Origin of the sequence: Jatrophihabitans endophyticus, assembly GCF_900129455.1 — a bacterium.
In the GTDB taxonomy this organism is placed as follows: domain Bacteria; phylum Actinomycetota; class Actinomycetes; order Mycobacteriales; family Jatrophihabitantaceae; genus Jatrophihabitans; species Jatrophihabitans endophyticus.
On sequence record NZ_FQVU01000007.1, the window covers coordinates 108,091 to 129,641 of the forward strand.

Annotated in this window: 21 protein-coding genes and 1 tRNA gene; 8 read left to right on the forward strand and 14 right to left on the reverse strand. The window is 73.6% G+C overall.

The window, feature by feature from the left end:
* The first annotated feature begins 1 nt into the window (after window position 1).
* Window positions 2–1,162, forward strand: a complete 1,161-nt coding sequence (locus tag BUE29_RS20410) for a resuscitation-promoting factor (RefSeq protein ID WP_159440917.1) — start codon at window positions 2–4, stop codon at window positions 1,160–1,162.
* Here the strand turns inward: BUE29_RS20410 and BUE29_RS20415 are convergent.
* Genes BUE29_RS20415 through BUE29_RS20440 form a run of 6 tightly spaced genes read right to left on the reverse strand, consistent with a single transcriptional unit; the run spans window position 1,156 to window position 7,030 of the window.
* Entirely contained in the window at window positions 1,156–2,202 is a 1,047-nt protein-coding gene (locus tag BUE29_RS20415; protein ID WP_073392309.1) for a D-alanine--D-alanine ligase family protein, read from the reverse strand. The genes BUE29_RS20410 and BUE29_RS20415 overlap by 7 nt on opposite strands.
* 2 nt (window positions 2,203–2,204) lie before the next feature.
* Complete coding sequence (locus BUE29_RS20420; RefSeq protein ID WP_073392310.1) at window positions 2,205–3,530, reverse strand: ATP-grasp domain-containing protein; 1,326 nt, start codon at window positions 3,528–3,530, stop codon at window positions 2,205–2,207.
* Complete coding sequence (locus tag BUE29_RS20425; protein ID WP_073392370.1) at window positions 3,527–4,288, reverse strand: TauD/TfdA dioxygenase family protein; 762 nt, start codon at window positions 4,286–4,288, stop codon at window positions 3,527–3,529. Before BUE29_RS20425 ends, BUE29_RS20420 begins: the two co-directional genes overlap by 4 nt.
* A complete protein-coding gene (locus tag BUE29_RS20430; RefSeq protein WP_073392311.1) occupies window positions 4,285–5,163 on the reverse strand; it encodes an O-methyltransferase in 879 nt (292 codons plus the stop codon). The genes BUE29_RS20425 and BUE29_RS20430 overlap by 4 nt, the downstream gene beginning before the upstream one ends.
* Window positions 5,160–6,368 carry a sedoheptulose 7-phosphate cyclase gene (locus BUE29_RS20435; protein WP_073392312.1) on the reverse strand — a complete coding sequence of 403 codons (1,209 nt, stop codon included), beginning with the start codon at window positions 6,366–6,368 and terminating at the stop codon, window positions 5,160–5,162. The genes BUE29_RS20430 and BUE29_RS20435 overlap by 4 nt, the downstream gene beginning before the upstream one ends.
* Entirely contained in the window at window positions 6,365–7,030 is a 666-nt protein-coding gene (locus BUE29_RS20440) for an HAD family hydrolase (RefSeq protein ID WP_073392371.1), read from the reverse strand. The genes BUE29_RS20435 and BUE29_RS20440 overlap by 4 nt, the downstream gene beginning before the upstream one ends.
* A gap of 166 nt (window positions 7,031–7,196) precedes the next feature.
* On the opposite strand from BUE29_RS20440, the gene BUE29_RS20445 reads away from it, so the two are divergent.
* From BUE29_RS20445 to rsmA, 3 genes are read left to right on the forward strand one after another with little or no spacing between them, the layout of a single operon-like run.
* The gene (locus tag BUE29_RS20445) at window positions 7,197–7,979 is read left to right on the forward strand and encodes a DeoR/GlpR family DNA-binding transcription regulator (protein ID WP_073392313.1); all 783 of its coding nucleotides are present in this window, start codon (window positions 7,197–7,199) and stop codon (window positions 7,977–7,979) included.
* A 31-nt stretch (window positions 7,980–8,010) separates the two neighbouring features.
* Entirely contained in the window at window positions 8,011–9,225 is a 1,215-nt protein-coding gene (locus tag BUE29_RS20450) for a M20 metallopeptidase family protein (RefSeq protein ID WP_073392314.1), read from the forward strand.
* The gene (rsmA, locus tag BUE29_RS20455) at window positions 9,222–10,064 is read left to right on the forward strand and encodes a 16S rRNA (adenine(1518)-N(6)/adenine(1519)-N(6))-dimethyltransferase RsmA (RefSeq protein WP_073392315.1); all 843 of its coding nucleotides are present in this window, start codon (window positions 9,222–9,224) and stop codon (window positions 10,062–10,064) included. The genes BUE29_RS20450 and rsmA overlap by 4 nt, the downstream gene beginning before the upstream one ends.
* A 99-nt stretch (window positions 10,065–10,163) precedes the next feature.
* On the opposite strand, the gene BUE29_RS20460 is transcribed toward rsmA, so the two are convergent.
* The 3 genes from BUE29_RS20460 to BUE29_RS20470 form a co-directional block, all read right to left on the reverse strand.
* Window positions 10,164–11,144 (reverse strand): ribose-phosphate diphosphokinase, encoded by a 981-nt coding sequence (locus BUE29_RS20460; RefSeq protein ID WP_073392316.1) that lies wholly within the window; start codon window positions 11,142–11,144, stop codon window positions 10,164–10,166.
* Window positions 11,144–12,658 (reverse strand): bifunctional UDP-N-acetylglucosamine diphosphorylase/glucosamine-1-phosphate N-acetyltransferase GlmU, encoded by a 1,515-nt coding sequence (glmU, locus tag BUE29_RS20465; RefSeq protein WP_073392317.1) that lies wholly within the window; start codon window positions 12,656–12,658, stop codon window positions 11,144–11,146. Before glmU ends, BUE29_RS20460 begins: the two co-directional genes overlap by 1 nt.
* A 45-nt stretch (window positions 12,659–12,703) precedes the next feature.
* Window positions 12,704–12,779 (reverse strand) — tRNA-Gln (locus BUE29_RS20470).
* 153 nt (window positions 12,780–12,932) lie between these two features.
* On the opposite strand from BUE29_RS20470, the gene BUE29_RS20475 reads away from it, so the two are divergent.
* Window positions 12,933–13,895 carry an acyl-CoA desaturase gene (locus tag BUE29_RS20475; RefSeq protein ID WP_073392318.1) on the forward strand — a complete coding sequence of 321 codons (963 nt, stop codon included), beginning with the start codon at window positions 12,933–12,935 and terminating at the stop codon, window positions 13,893–13,895.
* 78 nt (window positions 13,896–13,973) lie between these two features.
* Here BUE29_RS20475 and kynU read toward each other — a convergent pair whose 3' ends face one another.
* Together kynU and BUE29_RS20485 are read right to left on the reverse strand one after the other, a co-directional pair.
* Window positions 13,974–15,236: a kynureninase gene (gene kynU, locus BUE29_RS20480; RefSeq protein ID WP_200800345.1), complete on the reverse strand. Its 1,263-nt coding sequence runs from the start codon at window positions 15,234–15,236 to the stop codon at window positions 13,974–13,976.
* Window positions 15,229–16,005, reverse strand: a complete 777-nt coding sequence (locus tag BUE29_RS20485) for a tryptophan 2,3-dioxygenase (RefSeq protein WP_073392319.1) — start codon at window positions 16,003–16,005, stop codon at window positions 15,229–15,231. Before BUE29_RS20485 ends, kynU begins: the two co-directional genes overlap by 8 nt.
* 17 nt (window positions 16,006–16,022) lie before the next feature.
* Here BUE29_RS20485 and BUE29_RS20490 point away from each other — a divergent pair, with 17 nt between their 5' ends.
* Window positions 16,023–16,673, forward strand: a complete 651-nt coding sequence (locus BUE29_RS20490) for a TetR/AcrR family transcriptional regulator (protein WP_073392320.1) — start codon at window positions 16,023–16,025, stop codon at window positions 16,671–16,673.
* Between the two features lie 12 nt (window positions 16,674–16,685).
* Here BUE29_RS20490 and BUE29_RS20495 read toward each other — a convergent pair whose 3' ends face one another.
* Together BUE29_RS20495 and BUE29_RS20500 are read right to left on the reverse strand one after the other, a co-directional pair.
* The gene (locus BUE29_RS20495; protein WP_073392321.1) at window positions 16,686–18,446 is read right to left on the reverse strand and encodes an ABC-F family ATP-binding cassette domain-containing protein; all 1,761 of its coding nucleotides are present in this window, start codon (window positions 18,444–18,446) and stop codon (window positions 16,686–16,688) included.
* 13 nt (window positions 18,447–18,459) lie between these two features.
* Window positions 18,460–19,374 carry a 4-(cytidine 5'-diphospho)-2-C-methyl-D-erythritol kinase gene (locus BUE29_RS20500; protein ID WP_073392322.1) on the reverse strand — a complete coding sequence of 305 codons (915 nt, stop codon included), beginning with the start codon at window positions 19,372–19,374 and terminating at the stop codon, window positions 18,460–18,462.
* A gap of 192 nt (window positions 19,375–19,566) precedes the next feature.
* On the opposite strand from BUE29_RS20500, the gene BUE29_RS20505 reads away from it, so the two are divergent.
* Window positions 19,567–20,253 carry a 50S ribosomal protein L25/general stress protein Ctc gene (locus BUE29_RS20505; RefSeq protein ID WP_073392323.1) on the forward strand — a complete coding sequence of 229 codons (687 nt, stop codon included), beginning with the start codon at window positions 19,567–19,569 and terminating at the stop codon, window positions 20,251–20,253.
* 18 nt (window positions 20,254–20,271) lie between these two features.
* Window positions 20,272–20,847, forward strand: a complete 576-nt coding sequence (gene pth / locus BUE29_RS20510; RefSeq protein ID WP_073392324.1) for an aminoacyl-tRNA hydrolase — start codon at window positions 20,272–20,274, stop codon at window positions 20,845–20,847.
* Between the two features lie 37 nt (window positions 20,848–20,884).
* On the opposite strand, the gene BUE29_RS20515 is transcribed toward pth, so the two are convergent.
* The gene (locus BUE29_RS20515; protein WP_073392325.1) at window positions 20,885–21,520 is read right to left on the reverse strand and encodes a TetR/AcrR family transcriptional regulator; all 636 of its coding nucleotides are present in this window, start codon (window positions 21,518–21,520) and stop codon (window positions 20,885–20,887) included.
* Between the last annotated feature and the right edge of the window lie 31 nt (window positions 21,521–21,551).

Genomic DNA, 21,551 nt, shown 5'->3' on the forward strand with positions numbered 1-21,551 from the left:
AGTGCTGCGCAGCGTGAAGTACGGCCTCTACGGGGCGGTCCTGGCCGGTCTCGTCGCCGCCCCGGTCGCGTGGGCCACCGTCGACAAGACCGTGCGCCTGACCGTCGACGGCAAGGCCACCACCGTCGACACCACCGCCGCCGACGTGCGGGGTCTGCTCGCTGACGAGGGCTTCGAGGTCAAGTCGCACGACCTGGTTGCCCCCACCACCACCAGCAAGGTCGAGGACGGCATGACCGTCGTCCTGCGCCGCGGGCGGCTGCTGCACCTGAACGTCGACGGCGTGCCCAAGAACGTCTGGACCACCGCGCCGACGGTGAGCGTGGCACTGGCGCAGCTGGGCTACTCCTCGAGCGACTTCGTCTCGGTGTCGCGCGCCAAGCGGTTGCCGCTCGACCCCAGCGCGATCGCGATCCGCACGCCGCGCCTGGTGACCGTCGTCCACGACGGGGAGCGGGAGGCGGTCAGCACCACCGAGGCGACCGTCCGGGCGCTGCTGACGAAGATCCGTGTGCTCCCCGACAAGGACGACCGGTTGTCCGTCCCGCTCTCCGCCGCGACGGCGGACGGACAGACGATCACGCTGCAGCGGGTCGGCACCCGCACGCTCACGCGCACCGTCGACGTCAAGTACGAGACCTCGCGGCACGACGACAAGAAGCTGACCAAGGGCCGCACCAAGATCCTCACCAGTGGGCGCAACGGCCGCTCGCAGATCACGTACTCGGTGGTCCTGGTCGACGGCAAGGAGACCGGCCGCAAGGTCGTCAGGACGATCGTGGTCAGCGAGCCCCGGACCCGCGTCGTCGCCGTCGGCACGAAGAAGGTCGTGGTGGCCCCGGCCACCGGCACGCCCGACCCCGGTTCGGCCAAGGCCTACGCCCGCTCGCTGATGAGCAGCAAGTACGGCTGGGGCAACGACGAGTACGACTGCCTCGTGACCATGTGGAACCACGAGAGCGGCTGGCGGGTCAACGCGGCCAACCCCAGCGGCGCCTACGGCATCCCGCAGTCGCTGCCCGGCTCCAAGATGTCCTCGGCAGGCCCGAACTGGCAGACCGACTACCGCACCCAGGTCAAGTGGGGCCTCGGCTACATCCAGGCCCGCTACGACACCCCGTGCGGCGCCTGGGGCTTCTGGCAGGCCCACAACTACTACTGAGGCGCACCCTCGCCCGCCGTCGCGGCGGTGACGAGGTCGGCGAACAGCCGCTCGACCGGGATGCCCGCGGCGGCGGCCATGACCGCCAGCACGCTCGTCCGCGCGAACGAGCAGTAGAGGCTCGCCTCGAGGAAGACCGGCGTGCCGGTGGGATCGACCCGGAAGTCGAACAGGCTGTAGTGCCGACAGCCGAGCGCGCGGTGCGCCGCCCGGGCTGCGGCGCCGACGGCGGCGTTCACCGGGTCGTCCGGCGGCACGATCCAGGCGTGCTCGGCGTCCTTCGCGACGAGGCCGAGCTCGCCCGCGCCGTCACGGGCCAGCTTGTCGTCCGCGCCGCGCACGGGCTTGCGCGTCGGGTGCACGGCGTACTCCTCCAGCGGCAGCACCACCAGCTCGCCGTCGCGCTCCACCACGCCGCAGCGGACCTCGCGGCCGAGCTCGACGTAGGACTCGACCAGCGCCTGCCGGGAGTGCGCCAGGGCGGCCGCCAGGGCCGTGCGCAGCTCGACCCGCTCGCGGACCAGGCTGACCCCGGCGGAGTTGTCCGCGTCCACCGGCTTGACGACGGCGGGCAGCGCCACGGCGGGATCCTCGCCGCGGTCCACCACGCGGCCCGCCGCGACGCGCACGCCGGCGCCGGCCACGACCTGCTTCGCCTGGGCCTTGTTCGCCGTCAGCGCCATGACGTCGCCGGTGTTGCCGACCAGCGGGATGCCCTGCGCCTCGATCAGTGCGCGGTACGTCGTCATTCCCGCCCGGCAGAAGAGCTGGGGGACGACCACCTCGACGCCCTCGTCGGCCAGCCGGGCAGTCGCGGCGGGCAGGGTGTACGGCGCAGCCGCGGCGATATCGCCGCGATCCAGGCTCGCCGGGAATCGCCACGACCCGTCCGGCGAGACCCACGCGATCAGCGGGTCGTAGCGCGCGGGGTCGGCGACCGCGGCCAGGCAGTCCGCCGCGTACAGCAGGGACAGGTCGGCGAAGAAGTCGTCGGTCGGCGAACCCGCGAGGTGCAGGACGCGGCGCGGCGGGCGGGGCACGATCAGTCGCCCCCGGGCTCGACGAGCTTGCCGATGTTGAAGTCGATGCGGGTCCACCGCGTGCCGCGGCGCAGTGCACGCAGGAGCAGGACCGGGACCTGCAGGTGGTGCACGAGCAGGAACGGCAGCGGGTCGTCCCGGTCGAAGACGGCGTCGGTGCCCGCGCGCACGACGCGCCACCGCTCGGCCGCGGTCGACGGCCGGCGCAGCACGCGCCACAGCTCGTGGTAGAGCCAGTACGTCGGTCGCGAGCCGGGCAACGGCCGCAGCGGGGCGGTGTCGCCGAGCTCGCCGAGGTAGGCGGCGGCGAGGTCGGGGTGGTCGTGGAACATCGTGATCGCCGAGTGCGTGCGCGGGTTGCACTCGATCGCGCGGACCCGGCCGTCCGGGCCGGCGATGAAGTCGAAGCTGACCTGCCCGGTCAGCCGCAACGGGCCGACGAAGTCGCGCACCCAGCGCTCGATCTCGGGCTGCTCGACCATCGCGTAGTTGACCTGGAACGCCGAGGAGGCGCAGCACGCCCAGACGAGGACGCGCCCGTCGCGCACCGTGCTGTGGGTGCAGTACTCCTGCCCGGCCAGCAGCGACTGCACGATCCACGGCCGTTCGGGCGAGATCGGCTTGGACCGCGCGAAGGCGAGCGTCCGTTCCGGCGTCGGGCGCGGCAGCGGAGTGAGGTCGAGACGGTTCACCGGGTCGTAGGCGAGGTTCTTGAGCACGTAGGGGGCGGCGGCGCCGTCCACGCGCTCGGGGACGTCGTCCGCGGACGTGACGAGGTGGGTGTCGGGAACGTCGAGACCGAGCTTCGCCGCCGTCCGCGCGAACTCGTACTTGTCGTCGAGCATGCGCACGGCGTCGCCGTCGAGGTGCAGCACCTCGCAGTGCGGCGCGAGCAGCGCGGCGGCGTCGGCGTCGTACCGGCTCGCGGCCGGGCTGCACACCGGGACGTACAGGTCGACGCCCTCGGCCCGCACGACGTCGAGCAGCGCCTGCGCGTACCCGGGGTCCTCGGGGCGCGGGACGACGTGGAAGGCGTCGACCGCGCGGGAGAAGCGATGACCGGTCAGCCGGTACGCGGCGGTCTCGACCAGGATCACGCGGTGCCCGGCGGCGTGGAACGAGCGGCACAGCTGCAGCGCCTTGGTCATCTTGCCGCCGCTGACGAGCACGGTCCGGCGCCGGTCCGGAACCGGCGGCGCGGGCGGGGGGCGCAGCGCGGTGCGGGCCAGTGCCGCCGCGGTGAGCGCGAGGTTGGCCGGCAGCGCCGCGGTCAGCAGCGCGAGCGCGCCCACCGTCCGTGCGGTCTGTCGCGGGTCGTGCCCGCTCATCGCACCATGCCGCGGTGCAGCACGCGGTCGCCGACGACGCCGGAGTGGTCGGCCTTGTGCAGGACGCAGCCGTTGTCCCAGACGACGACGTCACCGGGGCGCCAGCGGTGCCGCAGGACGTTCGCCGCGATGGTCGAGTGCTCGTAGAGGTGGTGGACGAGGGCTCGGGCCGCGTCGTCGGGCAGCCCGCTGATCGTCGTGCACCGTTCGGGCGTGGACAGGTAGAGCGACGTCCGCCCCGATACGTCGTGGTGCCGGAACAGCGGGTGGTGGGCCTCGTGCTCCTGCTCATCGCCGGGGTCGACCCCGGTGACGGCGTGGCGGACGGTGCGGCCCGAGAGGTGGTCGCGCAGCGCCGGGGAGAGCGTCTCGTAGGCGCGGTACTGGTCGCTGAACAGCGTCTCGCCACCTTCGGCCGGGACGGTGACCGCGCGTAGCGCGGTCAGCGACGGCGGCCGGCTGACGTAGCTCGTGTCGACGTGGAAGGAGCTGCGCGGAGCGCTGGCGCGCCCCACGTTGCTGACCACGTTGAGGTCGGGGAAGCCGGGCACCGCGGTCTCGCCGACGGTGAACACCGGCTCGCCGAAGCGGCGCAGGAAAGCCAGGAACCCCGCGTCGTCGACGAGCTGGTCGCGCAGCACGAGCACGCCGTGCTCTGCGAGCAGCCCGCGCCAGCGGGCGACGGTGTCGTCGTCGACCGCGCCGACCTGCACGCCCGTGACCTCGACGCCGAGGGGGTCGAGCAGCGTCTCGGTCATCGACGGGCCGTCCGGCACGCCAGCGTGATGCCGTCGCGCAGCGGCACCACGACCTGGTCGACGCGCGGGTCCGCCGCGAGCCAGTCGTTGAACGCGGCGACGGCGACACCGTTCTCGTGGCCGCCGTTCTCGTGGCCGCCGTTCTCGTGGCCGCCGTTCGGGCCGCCGTCACCGGTCCACGGCTGACCCTGCAGCAGCGTGTTGTCGATGCACAGCAGCCCGTGCTCGGCGAGGAGGCCCGTCCGCAGCACGGTGTCCACGTAGTCCCGGTAGCCGGCCTTGTCGGCGTCGACGAAGACCAGGTCGAACGTCTCGCCCGCGGCGGCGAGGTCGTCGAGGGTCGTGGCCGCAGGCCCGACGCGGATGTCGACCAGCTCGCCGGCGGCGGCGGTCGCGAACGCGGCCCGGGCGAGGTCGGCGACCGCCGCGTCCCGCTCGCAGGCCACGACGCGGCCGCCCGCGGCGGAATACGCCAACGCCTCGGCCATCGCGAGCGCCGAGTAGCCGGTGAACATGCCGATGTCGAGGACGCGCCGGGCGCGGGTCGCGCGGACCAGCACGGCCAGGAAGCGCCCCTCGACGTGCCCGGAGAGCATCTCCTGCTCCAACCCGCCGCCGGCGGCGGACCAGTCGTGCGACCGGGTCCGTCGCGCGAGCTCGGCCAGGTCGGGCGACTCCGGCGTGGTGCACTGCCGGGTGTAGGGCTCGATCCCGCCCGCGAGCTCGGCGATCCCCCGCAGCTCGGCGACGAGCCCGGGGTCGCTGCCGGGCAGCGCGGCCGCCCGGGCGGCGAGCGCGGCGAGGCGCTCCGCGACGATGCCGGCCGGAGTCACCGGCCGGGGGACCGGCGGGGCGGCGGGGCGCGCGGCGGTCACGAGCGGAACGGCGACTCGCCCGCGCCGCCACGCGGGTAGCGCGCGACGAGCTCCCGGTGCGCCGCGAGGGCGTCGGTCAGCTCCTCGGTCGTCACGTCGCTGGCGAAGGTGCAGGCCCCGATCGGGTGCGGCAGCGCGGCCCGCAGGCTGCCGTCGCGCGTCTGCACGATCGCCGCCGTCGCGCGCGCCAGCAGCTCCGGCGTGAGGTACGGGCTGTCCAGGCTCAACCCCAGCCGACTGAACAGCCAGAAGATGCGGTCGCGTTCGCTGGCCGCGAGGTAGCCGCGGCGCTCGGCCAGCGTCGTCGACAGCGCCATGTCGACCGCGATCGCGTGACCGTGGAAGTACGGCCGGTCGGGGGCGAGCTCGAGCGTCGGGCTCCACGTGTGGCCGAACGCGATGACGCGGTCGAGGTCGAGCTCCTGCAGGTTGGGCACCTCGAGCTCGAGCATCGTGCGGATCGCCTCGTGGGTGACGCGCCGCGCGATCTGCCGCAGCTCCGGCGTCCCGTCGAGATGGCCGAAGCGGGTGCGCAGCAGATCCTCGCCGTACTTCTCGAGCAGGTCGAAGATCTCGCCGTTGCCGACGGTGGCGATCTTGACGAGCTCGGCCATCCCGTTGCGGACCTGGTCCGGCGGCAGCGTGCGCAGGAAGCCGAAGTCCAGGATCACGCGCTGCGACGCGTGGAACGCGCCGAGCCGGTTCTTCGCCTTGCCGTGGTTGACCGCCACCTTGATCGCCACGCTGGCGTCGACGAGGCCGATGAGCGTGGTCGGGATGCGGACGTAGTTGGTCGCCCGCCGGAACATCGAGCAGGCGAAGCCGACGACGTCGGTGGTGAGGCCGCCGCCGATGACCAGCACCGGCTCCTTGCGCACCAGGCCGAACTCGCCGAACGCGTCGACGACGCGCTCGGCGGTGCGCATCGTCTTGTCGGTCTCGTTGATGACCATGGGCACGGTGCTCAGCGCGATGTCGTGGTGCTCGAAGTACGCGCGCAGGTCGTCGCCGTACAGGTCGTGCACGGTGGCGTCGAGCACGGCCAGGCAGCGTCCCCACGGTCGGTACACGTCGGCCAGGGCGGGGTTGTCGGGCGCGAAGACGCCGTCCACGTAGTCCAGGGAGTACTCGATGCGCTCCCACGCCTCGACCCGGAAGGCGGTCTCGGACGTCGTGAGCCGGGGTGCCGGCGCGGCGGTGGTCACGCGCGCTCCGCCACGAGCCCGGCGAGATCGTCGAGCGCCAGGCGGGTCACGCGCGGCGTGTCGCCGAAGTCGTGCATCACCGTGTTCTCGTTGGCGAAGGCCACGCAGGCGACGCCGGCCGCCTGCGCGGACCGGACGCCGCCCACGTTGTCCTCGACCGCCACGGCAGCGCCGGCCGGCTCGCCCAGCTCGCCGAGCGCGAATGTGTAGACCGCGGGGTCGGGCTTGCCCTGCTCGACCGACGACGTGTCGGTGACGACCTCGAAGTCGGCCGCCGAGAGGCCGTCGACGCCGTCGAAGAGCGCGTCGAGGTTCTCGCGCGACGTCGTCGTCACGAGCGCCACCCGCCAGCCCTGCTCCCGGGCGGCCTGCAGTGTGTCGGCGACGCCGGGGCGCAGCCCGAGCGGGCTCGAGCGCAGGGACTCGCGGAACAGCTCGGACTTCGTCTCGTGCACCGCCGTCGCGTCGACCTGCGTGCCCTGCTCCTCGGCGTAGTCGGCGATGCGCTGCCGGCCGCCGTTGCCGGTCAGCAGCTCGCGGTACTCGTCGCGTCCCCATGTCCACGGCAGGCCGTGCCGGTCGAAGGCGACGTTGAACGCCGCCCGCTGCAGTTCCGAGGTGTCGACGAGCGTGCTGATGGATCCGAACAGCAGGGTCGGCATGTCACTGGCCTCCACGAGGTGGGTTGACTTACGGGCACGTACGGGCATCACTGTGCATATGCGAGCAGATAGAGCAGCAGTGTGCAACCCCGGGCAGGCACGGGCAGCCGAATTGCGAGTGTCGAAGATGACGATCGGGGCCCGATAGGCGACGCTCGACACCGCCATGCTCGTTCCCGACCGCCGCCGCCGTGTGCTGGAACACGTCCACCGCGAGGGCACCGCGCAGGTCGAGCACCTCGCGCGGCTGCTCGGGGTCAGCGCGTGGACCGTCCGGCGCGACCTGGCCGAGCTCGAGGCGCGCGGGCTGCTGCGCCGCGCGCGCGGCGGCGCGTACGTCGAGTCCGCGACCGACCCCGCCGGCGCGCCCGCCGGCGAGGGGGAGGACCGTGCTGCCGCCGAGGGCGTGTCGGCCGACGTCAAGGCGCGCATCGGCGCCCGGGCGGCGCAGCAGCTGCCCGACGGTGCGACGATCATGGTGCTCGCCGGCTCCACGACCGGCGCCCTGCTGCCGCACCTGGTCCGGCGGCGGCTCACCGTCGTCACCAACGGGTTGGAGATCGCCCACGGGCTGCGGCACGCGGCCGACGTCTCGGTGCTGCTGCTCGGCGGGTACCTGCACCGCGACCAGATGACGCTGCTGGGGCCGCTGACCGAGGCCAACATGGCCGACCTGCACGTCGACGTGATCGTGGCCGGTGCGTACGGCGTACACCCGGCGGTCGGCGTGACCGGCGCGAAGATCATCCAGGCCGGCTACCAGCACGGGATGCTGCGTCACACCGACGCGCTGATGGTGCTCGCCGACGCGAGCAAGCTCGGCCGGCGCGGCCCGACGGTGCTGGCGTCGCTGGACGACGTCGACACCCTCGTCACCGATTCGGCCGCGGCGCCCGAGATCGTCGAGCAGGTGTCGGCCGCCGGCGTCGACGTGCTCGTCGCGGAGTAGGGCGCGGCGGGACGAGGGATAGGGTCGGCGCGTGGCCACCGACCTGCTCGCCGAGGCTCGTGCCCGGCACGACGACCTGGTGACGCTGCGGCGGGCGCTGCACCGCGATCCCGAGCTCGGCCTCGAGCTGCCGCGCACCCAGCAGCGGGTGCTTGCCGAGCTCGACGGGCTGCCGCTGGAGATCGCCACCGGCCCGGCCGGGCTGGGCTCGGTCGTGGCCGTCCTGCGCGGTCGACCGACCGGCAGATCGGTGCTGCTGCGCGCGGACATGGACGGCCTGCCGGTGACCGAGGAGACCGGCCTCGACTTCGCCGCGACCACCGGCACGATGCACGCCTGCGGGCACGATCTGCACACCACGATGCTGATCGGGGCGGCGCGGCTGCTCGCGACGCACCGCGACGAGCTCGACGGCGACGTCGTCCTGATGTTCCAGCCCGGCGAGGAGGGCTACGACGGCGCCGGGCACATGATCGCCGACGGCGTGCTGGATGCCGCAGGCCCGCGCGCCGAGGCGGCGTTCTTCATGCACGTGACCGCCGCGACGGTCCCCAGCGGCGTGGTCGCGCTGCGGCCGGGGCCGATGATGTCGGCCGCGGACACCCTGCACGTCACGGTGGTGGGCACCGGCGGCCACGCCTCGAATCCGCACCGCGCGCAGGACCCGGTCGCGGTGACCGCGGAGATCGTCACCGCGCTGCAGACGATGGTCACGCGGCAGTTCGACGTCTTCGACCCGGTGGTGATCACCGTCGGCAACCTGCACGCCGGCACGCAGCACAACATCATCCCCGAGCGCGCCCACTTCGACGCCACCGTCCGCTCGTTCTCGCCCGAGCACCAACACGCCCTGAGCGAGCGTGCGGTGCGGCTGTGCGAGGGGATCGCGGCGGCACACGGGCTGCGGGCCGAGGTCGAGTACGAGTCGCTGTACCCGGTGACCGTCAACGACGTGGCCATGACCGACTTCCTGGGCGCGACGGCCGCCGAGCTGTTCGGGACGCCGGCGACCCTGCTCATGCCCGACCCGCACACCGGCTCGGAGGACTTCTCCCGCGTGCTCGCCGAGGTCCCCGGCGCGATGGCGTTCCTCGGCGCCACCCCGCCCGGGGCCGACCCGGACACCGCGCCGTTCAACCACTCGCCCCTGGCCGTGTTCGACGAGGCGGTGCTGCCGGCCGGGGCGGCGCTCTACGCCAAGCTCGCCCTCGACCGGCTCGCGGCTCCCGCCGCGTCGACCGGGTGAGCGACGCGCTCCTCGGACCGGCCGACGTCCGGACGCTTGCCGACCGTCTCGGCGTCCGGCCGACCAAGACGCTGGGCCAGAACTTCCTGCACGACCCCAACACGATCCGCCGCATCGTCCGCACGGCGCAGCTCGACGAGGGTGAGGGCGTGCTGGAGGTCGGGCCGGGGCTGGGTTCGCTGACCCTCGGCCTGCTGGCCGCCGGTCATCCGGTGACCGCGGTCGAGATCGACCCGGTGCTGGCCGACGCGCTGCCGGCCACGGTGGCGCCGCGGCTGCCCCGGGCCGAGCTCACGGTCGTCACGCGTGACGCGTTGCGGCTGACCGAGCTGCCGGGGCCGCCCCCCACGGCGCTGGTGGCGAACCTTCCCTACAACGTGGCCGTGCCCGTCGTCCTGCACCTGCTGACCGTGCTGCCGACGCTGCGGCGGGGCCTGGTGATGGTGCAGGCGGAGGTCGCCGACCGGCTCGTGGCGGGCCCGGGTGGCCGGGTGTACGGCGTCCCGAGCGTCAAGACCGCGTGGTTCGCGACGGCGACCCGGGCCGGCGCCGTCCCGCGGGCGGTGTTCTGGCCCGTCCCGAACGTCGACTCCGGCCTGGTGCGGCTGGCGCGGCGGGACCCGCCGCCGACCGCCGTGTCGCGTGCCGACGTCTTCGCCGTGGTGGACGCCGCCTTCGCGCAGCGCCGCAAGACGCTGCGGGCGGCGCTGGCCGGCTGGGCCGGCTCGGCGCCGCAGGCCGAGGCGGCGCTGCGGGCCGCGGGGATCGACCCGTCCGCCCGCGGCGAGACGCTGGGTGTCGTCGACTTCGCCCGCCTCGCCGAGCACCGTCCCTCCTGACCCGCTTCCTCGGCGAGTTGGTTGATCGACAGCGCTTCCGGTCGACCAACTCGCCGAGGAAGGCGGGACGAGGACGGCCGTGGCCTGGGACGCGGGACGCTAGCTGCGGCCGTGGAACAGGCTGGTGACCGAGCCGTCCTCGAAGACCTCCTTGATCGCCTTCGCCAGCAGCGGGGCGATGGACAGGACGGTCAGCTTGTCGAACTGCCGGTCGGGCGTGATGGGCAGCGTGTTGGTGACGAGCACCTCGGCGACCTGGCTGTTCTTCAACCGGTCGGTGGCCTCGCCGGAGAAGATGCCGTGCGTCGCGGCGATGACGACGTCGGTCGCGCCCTCGGCGAAGAGCAGCTCGGCGGCCTTCGTGATCGAGCCGGCCGTGTCGATCATGTCGTCGATGAGCAGACAGCAGCGGCCGCGCACCTCGCCGACGACGCGGTTGGCGACGACCTCGTTGGCGGCGTCGATGTCACGGCTCTTGTGGACGAACGCGAGGTCCAGGCCGCCGAGCTCGTCGGCCCACTGCTCGGCGGTGCGGACGCGGCCGGTGTCGGGGGAGACGACGACGAGATCCTGGTCGCCGTACTTCTCCCGGACGTACTCGGCGAGCAGCGGCATCGCGAACAGGTGGTCGACGGGACCGTCGAAGAAGCCCTGGATCTGTGCCGTGTGCAGGTCGACGGTCATGAGCCGGTTCGCGCCCGCCGTCTTGAACATGTCGGCGATCAGCCGCGCCGAGATCGGCTCGCGACCACGGTGCTTCTTGTCCTGCCGCGAGTACGGGTAGAACGGCGCGACCACGGTGATGCGCTTGGCCGACGCCCGCTTGAGCGCGTCGACCAGCAGCAGGCTCTCCATCACCCACTCGTTGATCGGCGTCGTGTGCGACTGGACGACGAACGCGTCGGTGCCGCGCACGGACTCGTTGGGACGGATGAACAGCTCGCCGTTGGCGAAGGCCCGGCTCGTGGTCGGGGTGACGGTGACGCCGATGTGCTCGGCGATCTCGTCGGCGAGCTCGGGATAGGCCCCGCCGGAGAGCAGGACCAGGCTCTTGCTACCGGCTACCTGGAGCGTGGACATCAGCGTTCCCCTTCGCGCTCGCCGGCGACCGCGGTGTCGTCACGGGCGGTGTCGTCACGGATGGTGTCGGCGGTGGTGTCGGCGGTGGTGTCGTCGAGGGCGTGCGCGGCGGCGTCGGCGGCGGGGGTACCAGCGCGTCGCCGTTGCACCCAGCCTGCCACGTTGCGCTGCCGGCCGCGCGCGACCCCCATGGCACCGGGCGGGACGTCCTGGGTGATGACCGAGCCGGCCGCCGTGTAGGCGCCGTCGCCGATCGCGACGGGGGCGACGATCATGGTGTCCGAGCCGACGCGGACGTGGTCGCCGACGGTGCTGCGCCGCTTCGTCACCCCGTCGTAGTTGACGAAGACCGTGGCCGCGCCGATGTTGGTGTGTGCGCCGATCGTCGCGTCGCCGACGTAGGACAGGTGCGGCACCTTGCTGCCCGGCCCGATCGAGCTGTTCTTCACCTCGACGTACGTGCCGACGTGCGCGGTGTCGGCGACCGCGGCGCCCGGGCGCAGGTAGGCGAACGGACCGACCGAGGCGCCGGCCCCGATCGTGGCGTCGATCGCCACGGTGCGGCTGACGCGGGCGTCGGCGCCGACGGTGGTGTCGGTCAGCGTGACGTCCGGGCCGATCTCGGCGCCCTCGGCCACCCGGGTCGTCCCGTGCAGCGACGTCGACGGCAGCAGGGTGACGTCCGGCGCGAGCTCGACGCCGGCGTCCACCCAGGTCGTGGCGGGGTCGACGACGGCGACCCCGGCGCGCATGTGGGCCTCGAGGAGGCGGCGGTTGTACGTCCGGTGCGCGTCGGCGAGCTGGACCCGGTCGTTCACGCCCGCGGTCTGGTCGGCCGGGGCGACGACCGCGGCGACGCGGCGGCCCTCGGCGACGAAGATGGCGATGACGTCGGGGAGGTACTCCTCGCCCTGCGCGTTGTCGGTCGAGAGTCGGGACACGGCGTCGCGCAGCAGGGCGTGGTCGAAGGCGTAGACGCTCGTGGCGACCTCGTGGATGCCGAGCTCGTCGGGGGAGGCGTCCTTGTGCTCGACCACGCGCAGCACCGCGGCGTCCGACCCGCGGACGACCCGGCCGTACCCGGTCGGGTCGGTGACGACGCTGGTGAGCAGCGTCGCGGCCGCGCCCGAGGCGACGTGCTCGGTGACCAGCGCGGTGAGCGCGGTGTCGGTGAGCAGCGGCGCGTCGCCGGGGACCACCACGACCGTGCCCTGCGCGTCGGCGGGGACGGCGTGGAGGGCGAGCCGGACGGCGTGCCCGGTGCCGCGCTGCTCGTCCTGCACCGCGGGGACGGCGGCGTCGTCGAGCTCGTACAGGTGCGCGGTGACCTCGTCGCGGCGGTGCCCGACGACGACGACGGTCCGCTCGGCGCGCAGCGGTGCGGCGGCGGCGAGCACGTGGCCGAGCAGCGTGCGTCCGGCGAAGCCGTGCAACACCTTGGGGCGGGCCCGGGACCGCATCCGGGTGCCCTCACCGGCAGCGAGTACGACGACGGCGGCGGGAAACGCGGACACGGGCTGGCGACACCTCTCGGTTCGTTGGTCGGCCGTTGGCTGCGTTGGCTGGGGGACTCGGACTCGAACCGAGACTGCACGGCTCCAAAGGCCGGCGGGCTGCCGATTACCCCATCCCCCACGGGACGGCCACAGCCTATGCCACCGTCGTGCGACGGCCGTCGGGCTTCACTGGCTACGCTCGCGTAAGTTACGCTTGCGTAGCCATGGTGCAGCCGCGCAGCCGGTCGCGGCCGGACACCGCAGCACACCCCCACACGTGAGGAAGTCGCCGATGACCCTGATCGACGAGCGCGCCGGAGGCGCCGACAGCGCCGGAGCCGCCCCCAAGGGCCCGAAGCCCGTCTTCGAGGGCACCAAGAAGCCCGGCGAGCAGACGATGCTCTACACCTTCGTCATCGTCCCGTTCCTCGCCTTCCTCGCCGCGATCCCGGTCGCGTGGGGCTGGGGTCTCGGCTGGACCGACGTCGTGCTGTTCCTGAGCTTCTACATCGTCTCCGGCCTCGGCATCACCGTCGGCTACCACCGGCTGTTCACGCACAGCTCGTTCAAGGCGAACCGCCCGCTGCGCATCGCGCTCGCGATCGCGGGGTCGATGGCCATCGAGGGGCCGGTGATCCGCTGGGTCGCCGACCACCGCCGGCACCACGCCTTCAGCGACAAGGAGGGCGACCCGCACTCGCCGTGGCGCTTCGGCGACACCAAGAGGGGCCTCGCCAAGGGCTTCTGGTTCGCCCACATCGGCTGGCTGTTCGACCTCGAGCACACCAATCGCGAGAAGTACACGCCCGACCTGCTGCGCGACAAGGACATTCGGGTCGTCGACAAGCTCTTCCCGGTCTGGGTGCTGGTGTCGGTGTTCGGCCCCGCGACGATCGGCGGCCTGGTGTCGATGTCCTGGGCCGGCGCCCTCTCGGCCTTCTTCTGGGCCTCGCTCGTGCGGATCTTCGTGCTGCACCACGTCACGTGGTCGATCAACTCCGTCTGCCACATGATCGGCCAGCGCCCGTTCAGCGCCCGCGACAAGAGCGCCAACTTCTGGCCGCTCGCGATCGTGAGCTTCGGCGAGAGCTGGCACAACATGCACCACGCCGACCCGACGGCCGCCCGACACGGGGTGCTCAAGGGCCAGCTCGACTCGTCGGCCCGCATGATCTGGCTCTTCGAGAAGTTCGGCTGGGCGACCGACGTCCGCTGGCCGAAGCCCGAGCGCCTCGAGAAGCTCCGAGTCGGCTGACCGCCTCCCCGGCACTCTGCTGTTGTCGTCGCCGGCCGCCGCACGGCGCGGCGTCGCTGTTGCCATCACCTGCCAGCGTCAGGTCACCTGGGCGCGGGTGGCGAAGCGGGGATCGCGGTACTCGCCGCCGGCCAGCACCGCGCGCAGCGTGTCCAGCGCGTCCCACACCTGCGCGTAGCTCAGGTACGGCGCCGCGAAGCCGAGGCGCAGCAGGTCCGGCTCGCGGAAGTCACCGATGACGCCGCGCTCGATGAGGGCCTGCGTGACGGCGTACGCGTCCGGGAGGGCGAGGGCGACCTGCGAGCCCCGGCGGGCCGGGTCGCGGGGTGTCGCCACCCCGACCCCGGGTAGGAACGCGTCGGCGTAGTCGATGACGAGGCCGGTGAGGGCGAGCGACTTGGCCCGGACGTCGTCGATGGTGACGTCGTCGAAGACGTCGAGCGCGGCGTCCAGCGAGCGCATCGCGAGGACCGCCGGCGTGCCGATCCGCGCCCGCTCGATGCCGGCGGCCGGGGCGTACGCCCGCTCCAGCGCGAACGGGGCGGCATGGCCCTGCCAGCCGGTGAGCGGCAGCTCGGCCGCGGCCTGGTGCCGGGCGGGCAGGTAGATCCACGCCGGCGCCCCCGGGCCGCCGTTGAGGTACTTGTACGAGCAGCCGACCGCGGCGTCCGCGCCGATGCCGTCCAGGTCGAACGGGACGGCCCCGGCGGCGTGCGCGAGGTCCCACAGCACGAGCCCGCCGGCGGCGTGGACGGCCCGGGTGATGCCGGCCGCGTCCCAGAGCTCGCCGGTGCGGTAGTCGACGGCGCTGAGGGCCACGACCGCGACGTCGCCGCCCTCCCGCGCGAGCACGGCGTCGAGGTCGGGCGGCGCGACGCGCAGCAGCCGCACGCCGAGCAGCCGGGCCACCGACTCGGCGACGTACTGGTCGGTGGGGAAGTTGCCCCCGTCGGTGACGATCGTGCGCCGGTGCGGCACGAGCCGGGCGAGCGCGGTGATCGCCTGGAACAGCTGGACGCTCGTCGAGTCGCCGCACATGACCTGCCCGGGGGCGGCCCCGACGAGTGCGCCGATGCGGTCGCCGACGCGCGCCGGCAGGGTCCACCAGCCGTTCGCGTTCCAGGAGCGGACGAGGTCACGCCCCCACTGCCGCTCCACGGTGTCGGCCACCGCGTCGCGCACGCCCACGGGCAGGGCGCCGAGCGAGTTGCCGTCGAGGTAGGTGATGTCCTCGGGTACGGCGAAGCGGGCGCGGACGAAGGCGATCGGGTCGGCCTCGTCGGCCGCGAGCGCCGCGTCGCGCGAGTCGACGCGGGGCACCCCGCGGCCGGGCTCAGCCACCGCGCACCTGCCACAGGTCGGCGAAGGCCGGCCGGAACAGGGTCGAGCGCAGGTAGTCCGCACCCGCCGAGCCGCCGGTGCCGGGGCGGGCCCCGATGATCCGTTCGACCATCTTCACGTGCCGGTACCGCCATTCCTGGATGCCCTCGTCGAGATCGACGAGAGCCTCGCACACCCCGGTGATCGGATCGCCGTCGTGCTCGTAGACCGCGGCGAGCACGCGCAGGATGTCGGGGTCCCCGGCGGGCCACGGCTCGGCCGGATCGCGCTCCAGGGCCGCCTGGGGGACGTCGTGCCCGGCCGCCGCGAGGCAGCGCAGCAGCGAGTCGAAGACCGAGCGACGGCGCAGGGCCGCCGCGGTGCGCTCGTCGCGCGACGGGTCGAGGTCACGGCGACCGAGGACGGCCTCCAGCTCGCGGAACTGCTCGGACTGGAAGCCGCTCGATCCGCCGAGCTGCGGACGGAACGCGGCGAACTGCTTGGGCGTCATCGTCTCGAGGACGTCGAGCTGGCCCACGATCGTCTTGAGGATCTTCGCGATCCGGCGGGCCGGCTGCAGCGCCCCGGTGGCGTCACCGGCCTCGAGGCGGGCCTGCAGCAGGGCGGCCTCGTGCAGGATCTGCTTGAACCACAGCTCGTAGACCTGGTGGATGATCACGAACAGCAGCTCGTCGTGCGCGTCGGTGCGTGGCGACTGGCAGTCGAGCAGCTCGGGCAGTCGCAGGTAGCTGACGTAGGTCAGCTCGTCGGTGTCGCCGGGGGCGGTCATGGGACCATCTTGTCCTGATGAGCGACGCAGGTGGGCGAACCCGGGTACGAATGACCGGCCGCGAGCGGCGCGAGCAGCTCGTGGCCGTCGGCCGCTCGCTGTTCGCCGAGAAGGGTTTCGACGCGACCTCGATCGAGGAGATCGCCGCTCGGGCGGGCGTCAGCAAGCCCGTCGTCTACGAGCACTTCGGCGGCAAGGAGGGGCTGTACGCCGTCGTGGTCGACCGCGAGATGGGCGATCTCCTGGACCGGCTGACCCGCGCGCTGTCCGGCGGGGCGCCGCACCAGCTCGTCGAGCAGGCGGCGCTCGCGCTGCTCACCTACATCGAGGAGGAGACCGACGGCTTCCGCATCCTGTCGCGCGACTCCCCGGTCGCCGGCGCACGGGGCACCTTCTCCTCCCTGCTCAACGACATCGCCAACCAGGTCGAGCACATCCTCGGTCGCGAGTTCGCCCGGCGTGGCATCGCCACCAAGCACGCGCCGATGTACGCCCAGATGCTCGTCGGGATGGTGGCGCTGACCGGTCAGTGGTGGCTGGAGGAGCGCAAGCCGAAGCGCGAGGAGGTCGCGGCACACCTGGTCAACCTGGGCTGGAACGGGCTCGCCCACCTCGAGGCGAAACCCCGTCCGCTGCGCCGCACCGACCCCCGCCCGGACGCCGAGTAGGCCGGCGAGCCGTCAGCCCAGCTCGTCGGCGAGCTCGAGCCAGGCCTGCTCGGCCGCCTCGCGCTCGGCGGTGACCTCGCGCAGCTCGGCGTCGAGCTCGGCCACCCGGGCGTAGTCGGTGGCGTGGGCGGCGAGCTGCTCGTGCAGCGTCGCCTCGCGTCGGCCCAGCGTCTCGACCCGCCGCTCCAGCCGGGTCAGCTCCTTGCGCGCGGCGCGGGTGTCGCCGCGCCGCTCGCGCCGCTCGTCGGCGGCGGTCGCGACGGCGGCGTCGGCCTGCGCCGAGCGGCGGGCGAGGTACTCCTCGACGCCCCCGGGCAGGGCGGCGAGCGAGCCGTCGCCGAGCAGCGCGACGACGGTGTCGCAGACCCGTTCCAGCAGATAGCGGTCGTGGCTGACGACGACGAGCGTCCCCGGCCACGCGTCGAGCAGGTCCTCGAGTGCGGCGAGGGTGTCGGTGTCGAGGTCGTTTGTCGGCTCGTCGAGCAGCAGCAGGTTGGGCTGGACGAGCAGCAGCCGCAGCAGCTGCAGCCGTCGCCGCTCGCCGCCGGACAGGTCGCCGACGGGCGTCCACTGCCGCTCGTTGGGGAAGCCGAAGCGCTCGGCGAGCTGGCCGGCCGACTGCTCGACGCCGCCGAGCTCGGCGGTCGTGCGGACCTCGCTGACCGCCTCGAGCACGCGCAGGGTCTCGGGCAGCTCGCGCAGCTCCTGGGTGAGGTGCCCTACGTGGACGGTCTGCCCGATGGTCACCGTCCCGCTGTCGGGGGCGAGCTCGCCGGCCAGCAGCCGCAGCAGGTGGGTCTTTCCCGAGCCGTTGACGCCGACGACGCCGATCCGGTCGCCGGGGCCGACGTGCCAGGTGACGTCGTCGAGCAGGGTGCGGCTGCCGCCGACGGTGACGGTGACGTCCTCGAGGTCGACGACGGTCCGACCGAGGCGGCGCTGGGCGAGCGCCCGCAGCTCGACCCCGCTGCGGGGCTCGGGGACGTCGGTGATCAGCGCCTCGGCGGCGGCGATGCGGAACTTCGGCTTGGACGTGCGCGCCGGCGCGCCACGGCGCAGCCAGGCGAGCTCCTTGCGCAGCAGGTTCTGCCGCCGCGCCTCGCTCGCGTCGGCCTGCCGGGCCCGCTCGGCCCGCGCCAGGACGTAGGCGGCGTAGCCGCCGTCGAACTGGCGGACGGTCGCATCCCCGATCTCCCACGTCCGCTCGACGACGGCGTCGAGGAACCAGCGATCGTGGGTGACGACGAGCAGCGCGCCCTTGCGGCCGCGCAGGTGCTCGGCGAGCCAGGTGATGCCCTCGACGTCCAGGTGGTTGGTGGGCTCGTCGAGCACCAGCAGGTCGGCCTCCTGGACGAGCGCCGCCGCGAGGGCCACGCGACGCCGCTCGCCGCCGGAGAGTCGCGTGACGTCGGCATCGAGCCCCAGCGTCGCCAGGCCGAGCCCGCCGAGCACCGCCCGCACCGCGGCGTCGCCGGCCCACTCGTGGGTGGCGGCGTCGCCGACCACGACGTCGCGGACGGACGCGCCGTCGGGCAGCTCGCCACGCTGCGTCACGCGGGCGATGCGGAGGTCGCGGGTACGGGTGACCCGACCGGTGTCGGGCTGCTCCTCGCCGGTGACGAGCCGCAGCAGCGTCGACTTGCCGCCGCCGTTGCGCCCGACCACGCCGATGCGCTCGTTCGCGGCGAGGCCCAGCGAGACGCCGGCCAGGACGACGGTGGTGGCGTAGGCCTTCCCGACGTCCTCGAGGTTGACGAGGTTGGCCGCGGCCATCAGCGCGCGCCCATCAGCCGACGACCGTCGCGCCGGCGGCCGGACCCGTCGCGACCCGGGCCGTCCGGCAGACGCCGGCAGACTCCAGCTCGGCGGCGAGGACGGTCGCTGCCGCGGCGTCCTCGCACAGGAAGGCGCACGTGGGGCCCGACCCCGAGACGAGCGACGCGAGCGCGCCGCGGCCGGCGGCGAGGGTGTCGCGCAGCGCCGGCGCCAGGGAGAGCGCCGCGGGCTGCAGGTCGTTGCCGAGCCGGCCGGCAACGGCCGCGACGTCGCCGGCCGCCAGCGCGGCGAGCAGCGCCTCCGGCGCGCCGATCGGCGACGGAGCCGCACCGGCGTCGCGCAATCGGTCGAGCTCGCCGTACGCCGCACCGGCGGAGATGCCGGTGTCGGAGATCGCGAACACCCAGTGCAGCCGGGCGGGCGCGGCCACCGAGGTGAGCAGCTCGCCGCGGCCGGTGCCCACGGCCGTCCCGCCGAGGAGGGGGAAGGCGACGTCGCTGCCGAGGCGGCCGGCGAGCGAGACCAGGTCGTCGACCGAGACGTCGAGCTGCCACAGTCGGGCGCAGGCGAGCAGCGCGGCGGCGGCGTCGGCCGAACCGCCGGCCATGCCCCCGGCGACCGGGATCGCCTTGCGCACGTCGAGCCGGGCGACGGCCGGCACGCCGACCGCCTCGGCGAGCAGCGTCGCCGCGCGCCAGGCCAGGTTGTCGCCGTCGGTCGGCAGCGACGCGGCGCCCTCGCCGGTCACCCCGAGCGACAGGGTGTCGGCGGGAGCGGCGTCGACCTCGTCGACGAGGTCGACGGCGTGGAAGACGTTGACGAGCTCGTGGTACCCGTCGGGGCGGCGCTCGCCCACCGAGAGGTGCAGGTTGACCTTGGCCGGCACCCGGACGCGGACCGGCGCAGTGGTCGGTCGGCTCGGCACCGGGCCAGCGTAATGAGGTGCCGCCCCGTGGTCGGCACGGGCTCGGGGAGCCGGTAGGCTGAACCGGTTGCCACGGCGAGGGACCGCAGTCCGACGGGTCCGTCATCGACGCGGTGTCGCTCGTCGACGCGCGTCCCGCGTCCGAGGCACCGCACCGACAACCGCCGAGATCATCGTCTGAGGAGTTCTGCTGTGTCCGAGGTCCGTCTGTCCGCCGAGACCCGCACCGAGTTCGGCAAGGGTGCCTCGCGCCGTACCCGGCGTGACGGCAAGGTGCCGGCCGTCGTCTACGGCCACGGCGAGGACCCGAAGCACGTCGCGCTGCCGGCCCACGAGTTCGCCGCCGCGATCCGCAACAACGGCGCCAACGTGCTGCTGACCCTCGCGCTCGAGGGCGGCGAGCAGCTCGCGATCCCGAAGTCGATCCAGCGCCACCCGATCAAGGGCTACTTCGAGCACGTCGACCTGCTGACCGTCCGCCGCGGCGAGAAGGTCACCGTCGACGTCCCGATCACCGTCACCGGCGAGGTCGTCCCTGGTGGCCTGCTCAACCAGGAGAACACCACCGTCTCGGTCGAGGCCGAGGCCACCCACATCCCGAGCGAGTTCGAGGTCAGCGTCGAGGGCCTCGAGATCGGCGGCCAGATCACCGCGGCCGACGTCACGCTGCCCGCGGGCTCCACGCTGGTCACCGACGGCGAGACCCTCATCCTGGCCATCGCCGAGGCGCCGACCGCCGAGGAGCTCGAGGCCGAGGTCGCCGAGGCGGCCGAGGAGCTCGGCATCGTCGAGGACGCCCCCGACGAGGACACCGCCGAGGGTGAGTCGGGCGAGGGCGAGTCGGCCGAGGGCGAGTCCGCCGAGACCGCGTCCGAGTAACCCCGCCGCCGTACCGCCGTGGCCGACGACAGGTTCCTGGTCGTCGGCCTCGGCAACCCCGGCCCGAAGTACGAGACCACCCGGCACAACGCCGGGTTCCTCGTGCTCGAGCTGCTCGCCGATCGGATCGGGGGCCGGTTCAAGACCCACCGCAGCCGTGCCGACGTCGTCGAGGGTCGCCTCGCCGGGCTGCCCGTGGTGCTCGCGAAGCCGCGCTCGTACATGAACGAGTCCGGCGGTCCGGTGAAGGCCGTCGCGAGCTTCTACAAGATCCCGGTCGAGCGGGTCGTCGTGGTCCACGACGAGCTCGACGTCCCCTTCGGCACGTTGCGCGTCAAACGCGGCGGTGGGGACGGCGGCCACAACGGACTGCGCTCGACCAGCTCGGCCCTCGGCAGCCGCGAGTACGCCCGGGTGCGCTTCGGCATCGGCCGGCCCCCCGGACGTCAGGACCCGGCCGACTACGTGCTGCGCGACTTCGCCGCCGCCGAGCGCAAGGATCTCGGTTTCGAGGTCGACCGGGCCGCCGACGCGGTCGAGGCCGTCCTCACCGACGGCGTCGAGGCCGCTCAAAACCGGTTCCACGCCGGCTGACCGACGCTCCGGGTGCGCTCGTCGGTCGCGGCGACGCTCAGACCGCGGCCCCGTCGGGCGTGGCCACCTCGCGGACGAGGTGCGTCTCGGCGTCGATGCCCAGCCCGGCCAGGTGGCCGGTGAGCTCCAGGCCGAGGACGCCGTGCACCCGCGTCCAGAAGCACACCGCCCGCTGCGCGGCGGGCGTGGTCGACGGCACCGCCGCGTCCCGTCCCCCCGTGCCGGGGCGTGGTCGCCGCGGGCCGTCCCCGGCCGCCTCGCACACCCTGCCTATCGCGGCGAGGGCGCGCTGCTCCGCGCCGGCCGCCGCCGCCGGCACCGGACGCTCGATGGAGCGCAGCAGGTAGTGGTGGGGGTGCGCGACCACCCAGCGGCGGACCGCGACCGCCACCGCGACGAGCGGTGCAGGAGAGCCGCCCGCCGCGGCCGCGGCCTGCTCGACCACGTCGGCGAGCTCCTCGCCGACCTGCACGGCCAGCTCGCCCAACAGCTCGTCGCGACTACCGATGTAGCGGTACAGCGCCGGCGCCGTCAGTTGCAGCTGCGCGGCGATCGCCTTGACCGAGAGATCGGCGGCGGGCGTGCCGAGCAGCTGCTCCCACGCCGCGGTCAGGATCTCGGCGCGCACCTGGGCGTGGTAGCGGTCGCGCGGCCGGTTCGTGCGGTCGGTCATCAGGCACTCCGATCACCCCCGAAAGTCCTTT